The sequence below is a fragment of the Buttiauxella gaviniae genome (assembly GCF_040786275.1).
Lineage (GTDB): Bacteria > Pseudomonadota > Gammaproteobacteria > Enterobacterales > Enterobacteriaceae > Buttiauxella > Buttiauxella gaviniae_A.
This window is the reverse complement of sequence record NZ_JBFMVT010000002.1, coordinates 2,385,855-2,399,885: the sequence shown is the minus strand read 5'-3', so window position 1 is coordinate 2,399,885 and position 14,031 is coordinate 2,385,855. Positions and strand designations below refer to the sequence as shown.

General features: G+C 53.9%; 12 protein-coding genes. 9 read left to right on the top strand and 3 right to left on the bottom strand.

Annotation, left to right across the window (positions count from 1 at the left end; all coding sequences use genetic code 11):
- Positions 1–141 precede the first annotated feature (141 nt).
- The 6 genes from msrA to AB1E22_RS11700 all read left to right on the top strand — a co-directional run bounded on the left by msrA (position 142) and on the right by AB1E22_RS11700 (position 8,492).
- Complete coding sequence (msrA, locus tag AB1E22_RS11725; RefSeq protein ID WP_367595489.1) at positions 142–780, top strand: peptide-methionine (S)-S-oxide reductase MsrA; 639 nt, start codon at positions 142–144, stop codon at positions 778–780.
- 333 nt (positions 781–1,113) lie between these two features.
- Complete coding sequence (gene hflK, locus AB1E22_RS11720; protein WP_367595488.1) at positions 1,114–2,946, top strand: protease modulator HflK; 1,833 nt, start codon at positions 1,114–1,116, stop codon at positions 2,944–2,946.
- Positions 2,943–3,926: a protease modulator HflC gene (gene hflC / locus AB1E22_RS11715; RefSeq protein WP_367595487.1), complete on the top strand. Its 984-nt coding sequence runs from the start codon at positions 2,943–2,945 to the stop codon at positions 3,924–3,926. The genes hflK and hflC overlap by 4 nt, the downstream gene beginning before the upstream one ends.
- A complete protein-coding gene (locus AB1E22_RS11710) occupies positions 3,919–4,980 on the top strand; it encodes an SPFH domain-containing protein (RefSeq protein ID WP_367595486.1) in 1,062 nt (353 codons plus the stop codon). The genes hflC and AB1E22_RS11710 overlap by 8 nt, the downstream gene beginning before the upstream one ends.
- Positions 4,977–6,899 (top strand): heavy metal translocating P-type ATPase, encoded by a 1,923-nt coding sequence (locus AB1E22_RS11705; RefSeq protein ID WP_367595485.1) that lies wholly within the window; start codon positions 4,977–4,979, stop codon positions 6,897–6,899. Before AB1E22_RS11710 ends, AB1E22_RS11705 begins: the two co-directional genes overlap by 4 nt.
- A gap of 255 nt (positions 6,900–7,154) precedes the next feature.
- Positions 7,155–8,492 carry a hemolysin family protein gene (locus AB1E22_RS11700; RefSeq protein WP_367595484.1) on the top strand — a complete coding sequence of 446 codons (1,338 nt, stop codon included), beginning with the start codon at positions 7,155–7,157 and terminating at the stop codon, positions 8,490–8,492.
- A gap of 185 nt (positions 8,493–8,677) precedes the next feature.
- Here AB1E22_RS11700 and AB1E22_RS11695 read toward each other — a convergent pair whose 3' ends face one another.
- Positions 8,678–8,884 (bottom strand): DUF1107 domain-containing protein, encoded by a 207-nt coding sequence (locus tag AB1E22_RS11695; protein WP_121266826.1) that lies wholly within the window; start codon positions 8,882–8,884, stop codon positions 8,678–8,680.
- A 338-nt stretch (positions 8,885–9,222) separates the two neighbouring features.
- Here AB1E22_RS11695 and AB1E22_RS11690 point away from each other — a divergent pair, with 338 nt between their 5' ends.
- The gene (locus tag AB1E22_RS11690) at positions 9,223–9,780 is read left to right on the top strand and encodes a YtfJ family protein (RefSeq protein WP_367595482.1); all 558 of its coding nucleotides are present in this window, start codon (positions 9,223–9,225) and stop codon (positions 9,778–9,780) included.
- 4 nt (positions 9,781–9,784) lie between these two features.
- On the opposite strand, the gene cysQ is transcribed toward AB1E22_RS11690, so the two are convergent.
- On the bottom strand, positions 9,785–10,525 hold the full coding sequence (gene cysQ / locus AB1E22_RS11685) for a 3'(2'),5'-bisphosphate nucleotidase CysQ (RefSeq protein ID WP_367595481.1): 741 nt from the start codon (positions 10,523–10,525) through the stop codon (positions 9,785–9,787).
- A 203-nt stretch (positions 10,526–10,728) separates the two neighbouring features.
- Between cysQ and AB1E22_RS11680 the strand changes: the two genes are divergently transcribed.
- Positions 10,729–12,660, top strand: coding sequence for a bifunctional 2',3'-cyclic-nucleotide 2'-phosphodiesterase/3'-nucleotidase (locus tag AB1E22_RS11680; protein WP_367595480.1), 1,932 nt, complete (start codon positions 10,729–10,731; stop codon positions 12,658–12,660).
- Between the two features lie 4 nt (positions 12,661–12,664).
- Here the strand turns inward: AB1E22_RS11680 and AB1E22_RS11675 are convergent, their stop codons facing one another.
- Positions 12,665–13,060: a winged helix-turn-helix transcriptional regulator gene (locus tag AB1E22_RS11675; RefSeq protein WP_437178383.1), complete on the bottom strand. Its 396-nt coding sequence runs from the start codon at positions 13,058–13,060 to the stop codon at positions 12,665–12,667.
- 91 nt (positions 13,061–13,151) lie between these two features.
- On the opposite strand from AB1E22_RS11675, the gene AB1E22_RS11670 reads away from it, so the two are divergent.
- Positions 13,152–14,000: an SDR family oxidoreductase gene (locus AB1E22_RS11670; protein ID WP_367595479.1), complete on the top strand. Its 849-nt coding sequence runs from the start codon at positions 13,152–13,154 to the stop codon at positions 13,998–14,000.
- Positions 14,001–14,031 lie beyond the last annotated feature (31 nt).

Here is a 14,031-nt window from a genome sequence, read left to right as displayed (position 1 = left end):
TTGAAAACTGCACAATAACCCAAATAATTCTTATATGTACTGTAGTCTCATTGAGCGTAGTTATTGTCTGCAATAACACGCCTGGTTACAACCGCACGACGGTTGTTGATAAATTTTGCCACTATCGGGAGAGCATGACTGATGAAATTATTTGAGAAAACCCATCCCGTAACACAGTCTGAAGCGCTGCCTGGCCGCAACACCCCGATGCCAATCGCAACCTTGCACGCGGTTAACGAACATTCAATGACTAATGTACCAGACGGCATGGAAATCGCTTATTTTGCGATGGGTTGTTTCTGGGGCGTTGAACGAATGTTCTGGAGATTGCCTGGTGTTTACAGCACCGCCGCCGGTTACGCCGGGGGCTTTACGCCCAATCCAACCTATCGTGAAGTGTGCAGCGGAATGACCGGTCACACCGAAGCCGTGCGCGTGGTGTATGACCCGCAAGTCGTGAGTTACGAACAGTTGCTGCAAGTGTTCTGGGAAAATCACGACCCCGCGCAGGGCATGCGCCAGGGCGGTGATGTGGGGACGCAATACCGCTCGGCGATTTACCCTCTGACACCGGAACAAGATGCCGCCGCACGCGCAAGCTTTGCGCGTTTCCAGGAAGCGATGGCGCTCGCAGGGGATGACCGCAAAGTGACAACCGAAATCGCCAACGCCGGGCCGTTTTATTACGCCGAGGACGACCACCAGCAGTATCTGCACAAAAATCCGTACGGCTACTGCGGTATCGGCGGGATTGGCGTGTGTTTGCCACCACAAAGCTAAATTGTCTGTCGGATTAGCATAAACGACATCCGACATCACCGACCTCAAGGGTGGATGCCGCTCAGGCGAATCTACCCAACAAACCTTCCTTATCATCCAAAACTGTACAAACGGTTACCCACGCTCCGTTTACGGATAATTCTTGGCTGTGATATGTTATATGATAACAATTCACTCCCATTGACGCAGACTTCGTGCGCCTAAAAGTAATGGTCCATGCAGCCCTCTCAACACACTGAACCCGCGGAACGCTCGCCGTTAATTTCTCAGGCTCGTTACTCTTTAGCTCCAGCGCAAGCCATGCTTACGGCAAGATTAGTGTTCGGAATAAGCGTGCTAATTTTTCTCATGCTTGTTGTGGCGCTGATTGTCAGTATTTTCGAGCCGTTATCGCGCTGGTCGTCACTATTAAGCAGCAACGGCGCGGCCCTCATTTTACTCGCCGTCTCTTTGTATAATGCCCAGCGCATTTGCCAGTGGCGTGCAGAGCAATTTTCCCCCTCGTTAAAACCTGAAGAAGCCGCCGTAGAAACGGAACCGCCGACCATTTACCAACGATTGGCCGCGCTGATTCCCATCAATTTCAATCGCATCAACGCTGTGCTAAAGAGCGATGGAATCTGGCTCGCTTCAATGGCGGCGTTCGTGTTGTTTGTTGCGCTGGCGGGTTGGGGAACGCGGTTTCTTACGCTGGATGAAGGCAACCTGCGCTGGTTTGCGGTAGGCGTAATTGCGTTAGCGATGTTTGCCACGCTGGTGGCTGAGCGTCACCTCGCAGCCATCGTCAATGAAGCCTGGCCGGAAGCCAAATTCATTGCGCCGATAGTCCGTCTGACGCTCGCGGTGCAATTCCTGACGTTACCTGGGTTGATTTTCCCGACCGCAAACCTCGCATTACTGGTCAATCTTCCTGCGGTTCTTGTAGTGCTGGTGGGGATTGAGTTCCTGCTGCGCGGGCTCTTTTCGCTGTTTACGCCGCCGAAGGATGAAAACGCTGAACCTGCGTTTCTTGCCAAAAGCCAACTGGCGGCCCAGCTCGTTTGGCCCCCTCGCCCGCTGCTCTTTTTACAGCACGAGTTGCACCACCATTTTGGCATTGATTTGCGCCAGCTCTGGGCTTTCACCGTTTTGCGCCGAGCGTTTTTACCGGTGCTGACGGTGATGCTGATTTGCGGGTGGCTGCTGACGGGAATGCAGCAAGTTTCTACCACTCAACGTGGGATTTACGAACGCTTTGGCAAGCCGGTTGCGGTTCTGCCATCTGGCCTACATTACGGGCTGCCGTGGCCTTTCGGGCAGGTGATACTCATCGAAAACGGCCAGGTACATGAGTTAGCGGCGGGCGAAGAATCTGATACCCCCGCTGAACCGCTGGCCGGTGCCGAAGGCAACGCGCCATCCAGCGCCGACCGTTTATGGGATGCCATTCATAGCTTTGATAAGGCCCAGATTATTGCCAGCCAAAGCGATAGCCAGCAAAGCCTGCAGATTATTAATAGCGATGTGCGTTTTATGTGGCGCATCGGCTTAACCGATAACGCGGCGCTAGCGGCAACTTATCACAGCACTAATCTGCCCGAACTGATTCGCACCACCGCAAATCAGGTGTTGGTGCATCAGTTCTCTTCGCTCACGCTTGAGCAGTTGCTGAGTGAACAGCGCAATGAATTAGCTCGCCAGATTAACCGCGCGGTGCAGCAAAAACTCGATAGTCTGAATAGCGGCGTAGAACTGCTTTCCACCGTGGTTGAGGCGATTCACCCTCCGGCAGGTGCAGCGAATGCGTTTCACGGCGTGCAGGCCGCGCAAATTTCTGCGCAGGCGCTGATTTCCCGCGAGCGCGGGAATGCCGCGCAGCTTGCCGCCACCGCACAAACCCATGCCACCGCGCGCCAGAATCAGGCGCAAATGAACGCCACCGATGTGACCAGCAAAGCACAGTCAACGGCGGTGCGTTTTGCCGCACAGAAACAGGCGGTTGCGCAATCCGGCCAGGTATTTGTCGATGAACTGTGGTTTAACCAACTGCATCAGACGCTTAGCCACACGCCGCTATTAATTATCGACCACCGTATTGGTGCCAACACGCCGCCAACAATCGACCTGCGCGAGTTTCCCTCATTAAACGAAGCGCCCGCTAAACCTACACAGGAGTCTTCCCGTTGAGCCATTCACATCATCATGGTTGCAGCAGCGGTTGCCACCACACTCATCACGCTGACGCGCCAAAAACCAAGGCATGGAAGCGTATTGCGGGCGCGGGATTATTGGTGGTTATTCTGGCAGCAGCCGCAAGCCTGGTACAGGTGCGCTCCGGCGAATCGCTGATCATCACCCGTTTTGGGAACCCTGTTCGCGTGCTGCTCAATCCCGGGCTTACCTGGCGATTGCCTGCTCCGTTTGAAATGTCGACCCCGGTAGATTTACGCCTGCGCACCACGTCGAGCGGCCTCCAGGATGTTGGCACGCGCGATGGCCTGCGTATCATCGTGCAGTCATTTGCCGTCTGGCAGGTCGATAACACACCGGAGCACGTGCAGCGTTTTATGCGTGCGGTACAAAATCAGCCTGATGAAGCCGCGCGGCAAATCCGCACCTATCTCGGCTCCGCGCTGGAAACCACCGCCAGCAGTTTTGCGCTTTCTCAACTGGTTAATACCGACAGCAAACAGGTGCAGCTAAACCAGTTTGAAGCTCATTTACAGGCGCAAATCAGCCAGCCTTTATTGGAAAGCTACGGCATCCGCTTAGTGCAGGTAGGCACCGAGCGCCTGACGTTACCCGCCGTGACGCTTAACGCCACGGTGGACCGGATGCGCGCCGAGCGTGAAACCATCGCTACCGAACGCACGGCGGAAGGCAAGCGCGCCGCCGCAGAGATTCGTTCCGCCGCCGAACGCGACGCCCGCATCGTGGAAGCGCAGGCAGAGGTTCAGGCCGCCGACATCGAAGCGCAATCTCAGGCGCAGGCCGCGGAGATTTATGGCAAGGCGTATGCCAGCTCACCGCAGCTTTACAGCCTGCTGCGCCAGCTTGATGCCCTCAGCGGCGTGGTGAACTCCAGCACTCGCCTGGTGTTGCGTACCGATGCGGCCCCGTTCCGTCTTCTGGTGGAAGGGCCAAAACTGGATAAAACCCATGAGTGACCATCAGATCCAAAAATCTGCGGGCCCGTGGACACAGTCGATACGCCTCGCTTTTTATGCCCTTTACGGCCTGACATTACTGGCCGCAGCGGCCTGGCTGTTCTCTAACGTCCGTCAAATTCCTGCGGATAGCCGTGCCGTGGTGCTCCACTTTGGCGCGCAGCAGCGGGTTGTTGAGCCGGGTTTATTGCTGACGTGGCCAAAACCGATCGATGATGTCGTGATGGTGCCTGCCCCAGACCGGGTGATTGAACATCACGTTACCGCCCTGCTGCGCTCCCCGGATGCGCTCCATGCGGATATGCGAGACGACGACAGCAGCGATGCGCTGGCGGGTTCCGGTTATTTGCTTACCGGTGACGCGGGCGTGGTGCAACTGGACATCAGCGTGTTTTATCGCGTCGTCACGCCGATGTCTTACGTGTTGCAAGGTGAGCATGTGATGCCCGCGCTTGACCGCCTGGTTGAGCGTGCAGCCATTGCAGTGTGCGCCTCGCGTGATCTCGATACCATTCTGGTTGCGCGTCCGGAAATGGTGAGCAGCGATTTGAATGTCGCCCAACAGCGCGAGCGCCTGCGGGCCGATGTGCAGCACAATATCGAACACAATCTGCAACGCCTTGCGCAGTCCGGCAGCGACCTGGGGATTACTCTTGAGCGCATCACCGTGCAGTCCACGTTGCCCGCAACGACGGTCACCGCTTTCAATGCGGTTCTGACCGCCAGCCAACAGGCGTCGCAGGCTATCGCTACGGCGAATACCGACGCCTCACTGATTCGCCAGAAATCGACTCAGCTTGCCGACCAACTTCGCCAGACCGCCCAGGCGCAGGCGCGTGAAAGAGTGGCGAAAGCGCAGTCTGATACGGCGATGGTTAACCGCCTGGCGAACAGCCCTCACGATCCCGACCTGTTAGCACGCGTCTATCGTGAACGCATTGCGGCGATACTTTCGCAGGCCGAATCTGTTATTTCCGTCTCTCCGCAGGATGATGCGAATTTGATCCTGCAAGCGGCTGGGCAAAATAGCTCAAAGGAACCTTCTAAACCATGACCACTCACTCTGTTAACCCCGGCGGCGCGTTGTCTCACCAGGAACAGCGGCAGATTGCTCGCCAGTTGATCCTCGCGTTAGTTTCCGGCGGCACGCTCATCCTGGGTTTGTTGTGGCGCGGCCTGGCACCCGAGCAGGTCGCCGTAGCCGATATTTTGCTGGGCGCCGCATCATTGATGGTGGGCATCCCCGTCTTGCGCCATGCCTTTTACAGCCTGCGCTACCCAAGCCTGCACGGCATTACCGATCAACTGATCGCCCTGGCGTTGCTTGGTGCATGGGCAACGGGCGATTTGCTGACAGCCGCACTGCTGCCGCTAATTATGATCGTCGGGCATATTCTTGAAGAGCGTAGCGTGATTGGCTCGCAAGAAGCCATTGAATCTCTGAGCAAACTGACCCGCAGCCGGGCGCGGCGTTTTGATGCGGACGGCAATCTGCATGATATCGACAACCATGAGCTGGTGGCGGGCGACATCGTGGAAGTGCGTGCGGGCGACCGTCTGCCCGCTGATGGACGCGTGCTGGAAGGCGAGGCAAGTCTCGATACCGCGCCGATCACCGGTGAGTCCGTGCCGGTTGAAGTGAAGCCCGGCATGAACGTGTATGCCGGAGCCATTAATCTCGATGGCCGTTTGCGGATTGAAGTCACCCATACCGGAGAAACTTCAACGCTTGGGCGCGTTGTGGCGCTGATGCAAAGCGCGGAACAAGCCAGCCCGCCGATCACCCGTCTGCTTGAACGCCATGCGGCGCGTTATCTCCTGCTGGTCTTGCTGATTGCAGCCAGCACCTGGTTTTTAACGCAAAACGACCAGGCGATGCTCGCGGTTTTGGTTGCCGCTTGCCCGTGTGCGCTGGTGCTTTCCGCGCCTGCCACATCGATTGCGGGCCTGACGGTTGCCGCCCGCCACGGTATTTTGATTCGCGGAGCGGCCTTCCTCGAAGAATTAGCTGAGCTGAACGCGGTGATCATCGATAAAACCGGCACACTCACCCACGGAAAACTGCAACTCCATGAATTGCAGCCAGAAGAAGGTGAATCCCAGGAAGCGTTGTCTGCGCTGGCGGCAAGCCTGGGGGCAACCAGTAACCACCCGGTCAGTTGCGCGCTGGTTAACATCGCCCCGCAAAGCGAATGGCCGCAGCTTGAAAATGTGCATGAACATCAAGGGCTCGGCGTTTCCGCGACGACTGCCGCAGGTGAAGCGTTTCTTGGCAGGTACGAGCTATTGAAAACGCAGGTCGCAGATTTACCGGAAGAGCCCGCCCATGACGGGCCGATTGTTGGCCTGGTGCTGGCTGGCCGTTTCCGTGGCTGGATTTTGCTGGCCGATAGTCTGCGTGACGAAGCGGCCAGTGCGATGGCAGAGCTGCGTGAGCTGGGGCTTAACCAACAATTGTTATTGACCGGCGACCGCCAGGTCGTCGCGCAGCGTATCGCGCAAAAGGTCGGTATTAACGATGTGATTGCCGGGGCGCTCCCCGCCGATAAATTGCATGAGGTCAGCGCGCAAATCGACAAAGGCTACCGGCCAATGGTGGTGGGTGACGGCATCAACGATTCACTGGCCATCAAAGCAGGCGTCGTCGGGATTGCGATGGGCACAGGTGGCTCGGATATCGCCATGGCATCCGCCGATATCGTGTTGATTGGCGGAGATCTACGCCGCCTGGGAACCTGCGTGCGTTTAAGCCGCCGCTGCCGCCGTACGTTACAAATGAATGTGTTTATTGGCCTCGGTTGGACGCTGGCGATCGTTATCGCCGCCGCATTTGGCTGGCTCGGAGCATCAGGTGCGGTAATCGCCGCACTCTTGCATAATCTGAGCACGCTCCTGGTGCTGGGTAATGCCGGGCGTTTGTTGAGGTTTGAGGAGAAGTTGGGGGAGAGTAAACCTCTTTTGTCGATCAGGTAAGCGCAGCGCCACCTGACATTATCTCTTCAAGAACGGTATAAATCGGTGGATGACGCTGGCGCTTATCCACCCTACAAAAGCGGTTTTTACTTCGCCTTGTCTTCAAAATTCTACCCTCTGGCAGCCCCATACGCCCTTACGCTATACTACCCGTTGAAATTGCTGGCCCAACCTCCACGGGGCAGCAGTCAAAACGTATCAACCCTAAGATTTTCAACTACCCTTCCGAGGCTCTGGCTCTAAGCCGGATAAACTATGTTAAACAGTATTTTATTAATACTTCTTCTTATTTCCGTCAGTGCGTTCTTCTCGATTTCGGAGATCTCGCTGGCTGCGTCCCGCAAAATCAAACTCAAGCTTTTGGCTGATGAGGGTAATGTTAACGCGCAACGCGTACTGAAAATGCAGGAAAGCCCTGGCATGTTCTTTACCGTGGTGCAGATTGGCCTGAACGCGGTGGCCATTCTCGGCGGTATCGTTGGTGATGCGGCGTTTTCCCCGGCATTTAAGATGCTCCTGGAACGCTTCTTCTCACCCGAAATGGCTGACCAATTGAGCTTTATTATTTCGTTTACCCTGGTCACCAGCCTGTTCATTCTGTTTGCAGACCTCACTCCGAAACGCATCGGTATGATTTCGCCTGAATCAGTTGCTTTGCGAATCATCAACCCGATGCGCTTCTGCCTGTTTATCTTCCGTCCGCTGGTGTGGTTCTTCAACGGCCTGGCCAACGTGATTTTCCGCATTTTCAAATTGCCGATGGTGCGCAAAGACGACATCACATCTGATGATGTGTACGCGGTGTTTGAAGCCGGTGCGCTGGCGGGTGTGTTGCGTAAGCAGGAACATGAGCTGATTGAAAACGTATTTGAGCTGGAATCGCGTACCGTACCGTCGTCCATGACCTCGCGCGAAAACATCATCTGGTTTGATTTGCACGAAGATGAGCAAAGCCTGAAAAACAAAATCGCCGAGCATCCGCACTCAAAATTCCTGGTGTGTAATGGCGATATCGACCACATCGTCGGCTACGTCGATTCCAAAGAGCTGCTGAACCGCGTGCTGGGCAATCAGAGCATGGCGCTCAACAGCGGTGTGCATCTGCGTAATACGCTGATTGTGCCGGACACGCTGACGCTTTCCGAAGCGCTGGAAAGTTTCAAAACCGCCGGTGAAGATTTCGCGGTGATCATGAACGAGTACGCGTTGGTCGTGGGTATCATCACGCTTAATGATGTGATGACCACACTGATGGGCGACCTGGTAGGTCAGGGGATGGAAGAGCAGATCGTTGCGCGTGACGAGAACTCGTGGCTGGTTGAAGGCGGTACGCCGATTGACGATGTGATGCGCGTGCTGGATATCGACGAATTTCCGCAGTCGGGCAATTACGAAACCATCGGCGGTTTTATGATGTTTATGCTGCGAAAAATCCCGAAACGCACCGATTCGGTGAAGTTCTCCGGCTATAAGTTTGAAGTGGTGGATATTGATAACTACCGCATCGATCAGTTGCTGGTGACGCGTATCGACAATAAACCGACGCCGCTGACGCCAAAACTGCCGGATGCTGAAGAACAATCTGCGGCGTAGTTCTTAAACGCCAGAAACACTAACGGCACCCTCGGGTGCCGTTTTTGGTACTTCGATTTAATACCCTAAATAATTCGAGTTGCAGGAAGGCGGTGAGGGTCACGGATCTCCAGGATCATAATCCATTATGTGACTGGAGTGAGAGAACGCGCCAACGCACCTGCGGCTTGAAGTATGACGGGTATTTAAGCCATTTCCGCCTGCATACGCAAAACCTGGCGGTTTACTTCAGACATAACAGATAGATGCTGCTTATCTTTCACTTTTGGGATAAGAATCTTGCCCTTATCAAATTCAAAAGCGCCAACGTCCTTGATGTACAACCGTCCACGGAACAGGATTTTCACGTACTTCGCCACCTGAAGCGGGTTGTACCGTTGGAAAATTTTCATTCTTTTTCTCTCCTGCAGTGTTAACGCCCCTGCGGTTCCACATTTGGTCCGACAAAACGAGGCGAAAAATTTGGTGCCTGGAAACTATAGTCCATATGCAAACCGACACCTAGTTTGCACAATCTTATTTACGGTTAAATTACAATTTCTCAGAATATTCTTTTCAAATGTTAACAGAACTTAGTTTAAGCCTTCGAATTACGGGGATATGTGCGGTTACTCGCAAACTGGCATTGTCGTTGCGGGACAGAAAGCTATTCAGCACATATGCTTAAATCATCACGACAAGTGGTCGGATCACCTGCAATTTTTAGTCATAAAAAAGATAAGGAGTCATCATGTCCCTTCGCACTACCCTTGCAGCAGCTTTACTGTTACTGCCCCTGGCAGTATCGGCACATAACTTTGAGAAAAATCAGCGAGTCTCACCGATCGGCATTACGGATAAAGGTGAGTTGATGCTCGACAATGATAAGTTTAGCTATAAAAACTGGAATAGTGCGCAGTTGGTGGGAAAAGTGCGAGTGCTGCAACATATTGCCGGGCGTACCAGTGCAAAAGAGAAAAATGCCGGTCTGATTGAAGCGATAAAAGCAGCCAAACTCCCGCATGATCGCTACCAGACAACCACCATCGTGAATACCGATGATGCGATAGTGGGCACCGGAATGTTTGTCCGCAGCAGCCTTGAGAGCAATAAAACGCAGTATCCGTGGTCGCAAATTATCGTCGACAGTAACGGCGTGGCGCAAAAATCCTGGCAGTTGGAAACCGGCAGTTCGGCGGTTGTCGTGCTGGATAAACAGGGTCGCGTTCAGTTTGCCAAAGATGGCTCATTGACGCAGGAAGAGGTGCAGCAGGTTATGCGCCTGCTGCAAGAATTACTCAGTAAATAGTTGCTTAGTAAATAGAGACCCGGAAGCCTGGGTTTAAGAATGATTCGCGTGGGGTATAGTCGAGAGGCTTGCCCTGCCAGTCATGCACGTGCGCACCTGCCGCTGCCGCAACGGCGTGGCCTGCCGCGGTATCCCAGATATTGGTTGGCCCAAAGCGCGGATAAAGCTGCGCCTGGCCTTCTGCCACCAGGCAGAATTTCAGGGACGAACCGATGGATGTGGTTTGGTGTTCGCCCAACTGGTGTAGATATTCTTTCAGTTCGTCATCGCCATGCGAGCGGCTAATCACCACCAGCGGCGGACGCGCATCGCGCACGTGAATCTGGTTGCGCACACCGTTTTCTTCTTTCCAGGCTTTGCCTTCTGCCGCGCTGTACATCACGTTCAGAACAGGTGCATAAACCACGCCCAGCACCGCTTTGCCATTTTCGATAAGTGCGATGTTAACGGTGAATTCCCCGTTACGCTTCAGGAACTCTTTGGTGCCATCCAGCGGATCAACCAGCCAGTAACGCCCCCAGCTTTGACGCGTTTCCCAGGACTGCGGGTCTTCTTCCGAAAGCACCGGAATATCCGGCGTGAGCGCCTGCAGCCCTTTCAGGATAATGCCATGCGCGGCAAGGTCGGCCGCGGTGACCGGTGAATCATCGGCTTTTTGGGTCGCATCTAGCGGTTTTTCCCCGTCATAGACCTGCATGATGGCGGCTCCCGCCTCAAGTGCTAACTGGCAAATTTTGTCTAACATTCTCCACCTCATGTTGTGTGGCCGCACGCTGCACCGCGCGAATAACCTATTGTTTTACTTATATCTCATTGCGTCTTAATGCGCTAACTGTGAAGCAATTCCGGTTTAACGGTTCAAGTTTCTGGCAGACTTCACATTTTTGTAAGCAACAACGTTTATATACATTACCTTCTGTGGCGAATCTCTAAAAAGGACCTTTGTTTATGATTAAGTTTAGTGCAACGCTTGTTGCCATGCTGGTTACTACCAGCCTTCATGCGGCAACCGTTGATCTGCGTATCCTGGAAACGACCGATCTTCATAGCAATATGATGGATTTCGATTATTACAAAGATACCCCAACGGAGAAGTTCGGGCTGGTACGTACGGCAAGTTTAATTAATGCCGCGCGCGCTGAGACGGTAAACAGCGTGCTGGTGGATAACGGAGACCTGATTCAGGGTAGCCCACTTGGCGATTACATGGCGGCAAAAGGGCTGAAAAAAGGCGATATTCATCCGGTTTATAAAGCCCTGAATACGCTGAATTATGCGGTCGGCAACCTGGGTAACCATGAATTTAACTACGGTCTCGATTACCTTCATATGGCGCTGTCCGGCGCGAAATTCCCGTATGTGAATGCCAACGTTATTGATGCCAAAACCAATAAACCGCTCTTTACCCCTTACGTGATTAAAGAGACGGCCGTTAAAGATAAAGATGGCAAAGCGCAGACGCTACGCATCGGGTACATCGGCTTTGTTCCGCCACAGATTATGACGTGGGATAAAACCAATCTTGAAGGCAAAGTCACGGTAACGGATATTACTGAAACTGCCCGTCATTATGTGCCTGAGATGCGCAAACAGGGGGCCGATTTAGTGGTGGTTATCGCCCACTCCGGTCTTTCCAGCGACCCATATCACGCCATGGCGGAAAACTCGGTTTATTACCTCAGCGAAGTTCCGGGCGTGGATGCCATTCTGTTTGGCCACGCGCATGCAGTTTTCCCCGGTAAAGATTTTGCCAATATCAAAGGGGTCGATCTCGAAAAAGGTACCCTAAACGGGATCCCGGCGGTGATGCCGGGCATGTGGGGTGATCATCTTGGCGTGGTCGATTTGGTACTCAATAACGACAGCGGCGCATGGAAAGTCACCAGCAGCAAAGCGGAAGCGCGCCCTATTTACGATAGCGTTGCGAAGAAAGCGCTGGTGTCTGAGGATGCAGGGATTGTGAAAGTGCTGAAGCACGATCACGACGCCACGCGCGAGTTCGTCAGCAAGCCAATCGGCAAATCTTCCGACAATATGTACAGCTACCTGGCACTGGTGCAGGACGACCCCACCGTGCAGGTGGTGAATAACGCCCAAACCGCTTACGTCGAAAAATATATTCAGGGCGATCCGGATCTGGCGAATCTGCCGGTGCTTTCCGCTGCCGCGCCATTTAAGGTTGGTGGCCGTAAGAACGATCCAGCAAGTTTTGTGGAAGTGGAAAAAGGCCAGTTAACCTTCCGTAATGCCGCCGATTTGTATCTTTACCCGAATACGCTGGTAGTGGTGAAAGCCACGGGCAAAGAGGTCAAAGAGTGGCTGGAATGTTCCGCCGGGCAGTTTAATCAGATTGATGTGAACAGCACTAAACCGCAGTCGCTGATTAACTGGGACGGTTTCCGTACCTATAACTTTGATGTGATCGACGGCGTGGATTACCAGATTGATGTGTCACAACCGGCGCGTTATGACGGTGAGTGCCAGATGGTGAACCCGAAAGCCGAGCGTATTAAGGCGCTGACGTTTAAAGGTAAGCCAATCGATCCAAACGCGACTTTCCTGGTGGCGACCAATAACTATCGCGCTTACGGCGGCAAATTTGCCGGGACCGGCGATAGCCACATTGCTTTCGCTTCACCAGACGAAAACCGTTCTGTGCTGGCTAACTGGATCACCGCAAGCAAGGAGATTCACCCTGCCGCCGATAACAACTGGCGCCTGGCCCCGATTCACAGCAATCAGCCGTTAGATATTCGCTTTGAAACCTCACCGGGTGAAAAAGCGGCGGCCTTTATCAAAGAGAAAGGCCAATATCCGATGAAAAACGTCGGCAGCGATGAAATCGGCTTTGCGATTTATCAGTTGGATTTGAGTCAGTAATCTCTCAGGCGTCCCGTTCATTTCGGGACGCCATAACCTTCGGCAAATTCCCTTCAATCCAGTCGGCTAACGCGGCGACTTTCTCGCTTACTTCTTCACCCAGCGGCGTCAAACTGTATTCCACATGCGGCGGCACAACCGGGTACGATTTTCGATTCACAAAACCATCGGCTTCTAACCATTGCAGCGTTTGCGCGAGCATTTTTTCACTTACTCCGCCCATCTTGCGGCGCAAATCGCTGAAGCGATGCGTCCCGCCCTGCAACGCCACAAGAATCAATACGCCCCAGCGACTGGTGACATGTTTTAACACATCCCGCGATGGGCACTGTTCGGCGAACAAATTGCCGTTGCGCATCTGCTCGGTTAACGACGGCGCACGCGTTTCAATTTCACTCATTTCATACTTACCTTTTTGTGCGTACTTACTAAAAGTTAGTGAAAGTGATAGTGTGACACAACTTAACCAGAACCCCCAAAGGAGATTTACCATGATCGCTATTACCGGTGTTTCCGGCCAACTGGGCCAACTCGTTGTTGAAGATCTATTGAAAACTGTCGCAGCTGACCAACTGGTGGCTATTGTGCGTAACCCAGCGAAAATCCAGGCGTTTGCTGACCGCGGCGTTCAGGTTCGGGCTGCCAGTTATGAAGATAAAACCGCCCTGGTGCAAGCGCTGGCGGGTGTAGAAAAGCTGTTGCTGATCTCTTCAAGCGAAGTGGGGAAACGTGCCGTTCAGCATCGCAATGTGATTGAGGCGGCGAAAGAAGTGGGCGTAAAACTGATTGCCTACACCAGCCTGCTGCATGCGGATTCTTCTCCACTGGGCCTGGCTGATGAACACATCGCGACCGAACAAATGCTCAAAGAATCAGGCATTCCGTTTGTGCTGCTGCGCAACGGCTGGTACACCGAAAACTATCTCGCCAGCATTCCGCCAGCCCTGCAACATGGTACGTTTATTGGTAGCGCAGGCAACGGCAAAATTGCCTCTGCAACGCGTGCTGATTATGCAGCGGCTGCGGCTAAAGTGATGACGCTGGATAACCAGGCAGGCAAAGTTTATGAGCTAGCGGGCGACCACGGCTGGACGCTGACAGAGCTTACCGAAGAGCTGACAAAGCAGAGCGGCAAAACCGTGGTGTATCAGAATCTGCCAGAAGCCGATTTTAAAGCGGCCTTGCTGGGTGCGGGTTTGCCGGAAGGCCTGGCGGCGCTGCTGGCAAACTCTGACGCAGGCGCATCTAAAGGTGGCCTGTTTGATGACAGCCGCCAGTTAAGCACTCTGATTGGCCGCCCAACCACCACGCTTGAAGAGAGCATCCGCGCGGCGCTTTAAATGTTAACTTTCCGTTAAACATGGACATCCC

What these genes read in the sequence shown, in the direction of transcription:
- msrA (WP_367595489.1), top strand. Translation starts at nt 142, where the DNA reads ATGAAATTATTTGAGAAAACCCATCCCGTAACACAGTCTGAAGCGCTG.
- AB1E22_RS11710 (WP_367595486.1), top strand. Translation starts at nt 3,919, where the DNA reads ATGAGTGACCATCAGATCCAAAAATCTGCGGGCCCGTGGACACAGTCG.
- AB1E22_RS11705 (WP_367595485.1), top strand. Translation starts at nt 4,977, where the DNA reads ATGACCACTCACTCTGTTAACCCCGGCGGCGCGTTGTCTCACCAGGAA.
- AB1E22_RS11700 (WP_367595484.1), top strand. Translation starts at nt 7,155, where the DNA reads ATGTTAAACAGTATTTTATTAATACTTCTTCTTATTTCCGTCAGTGCG.
- AB1E22_RS11695 (WP_121266826.1), bottom strand. Translation starts at nt 8,884, where the DNA reads ATGAAAATTTTCCAACGGTACAACCCGCTTCAGGTGGCGAAGTACGTG.
- AB1E22_RS11690 (WP_367595482.1), top strand. Translation starts at nt 9,223, where the DNA reads ATGTCCCTTCGCACTACCCTTGCAGCAGCTTTACTGTTACTGCCCCTG.
- cysQ (WP_367595481.1), bottom strand. Translation starts at nt 10,525, where the DNA reads ATGTTAGACAAAATTTGCCAGTTAGCACTTGAGGCGGGAGCCGCCATC.
- AB1E22_RS11680 (WP_367595480.1), top strand. Translation starts at nt 10,729, where the DNA reads ATGATTAAGTTTAGTGCAACGCTTGTTGCCATGCTGGTTACTACCAGC.
- AB1E22_RS11675 (WP_437178383.1), bottom strand. Translation starts at nt 13,060, where the DNA reads ATGAGTGAAATTGAAACGCGTGCGCCGTCGTTAACCGAGCAGATGCGC.
- AB1E22_RS11670 (WP_367595479.1), top strand. Translation starts at nt 13,152, where the DNA reads ATGATCGCTATTACCGGTGTTTCCGGCCAACTGGGCCAACTCGTTGTT.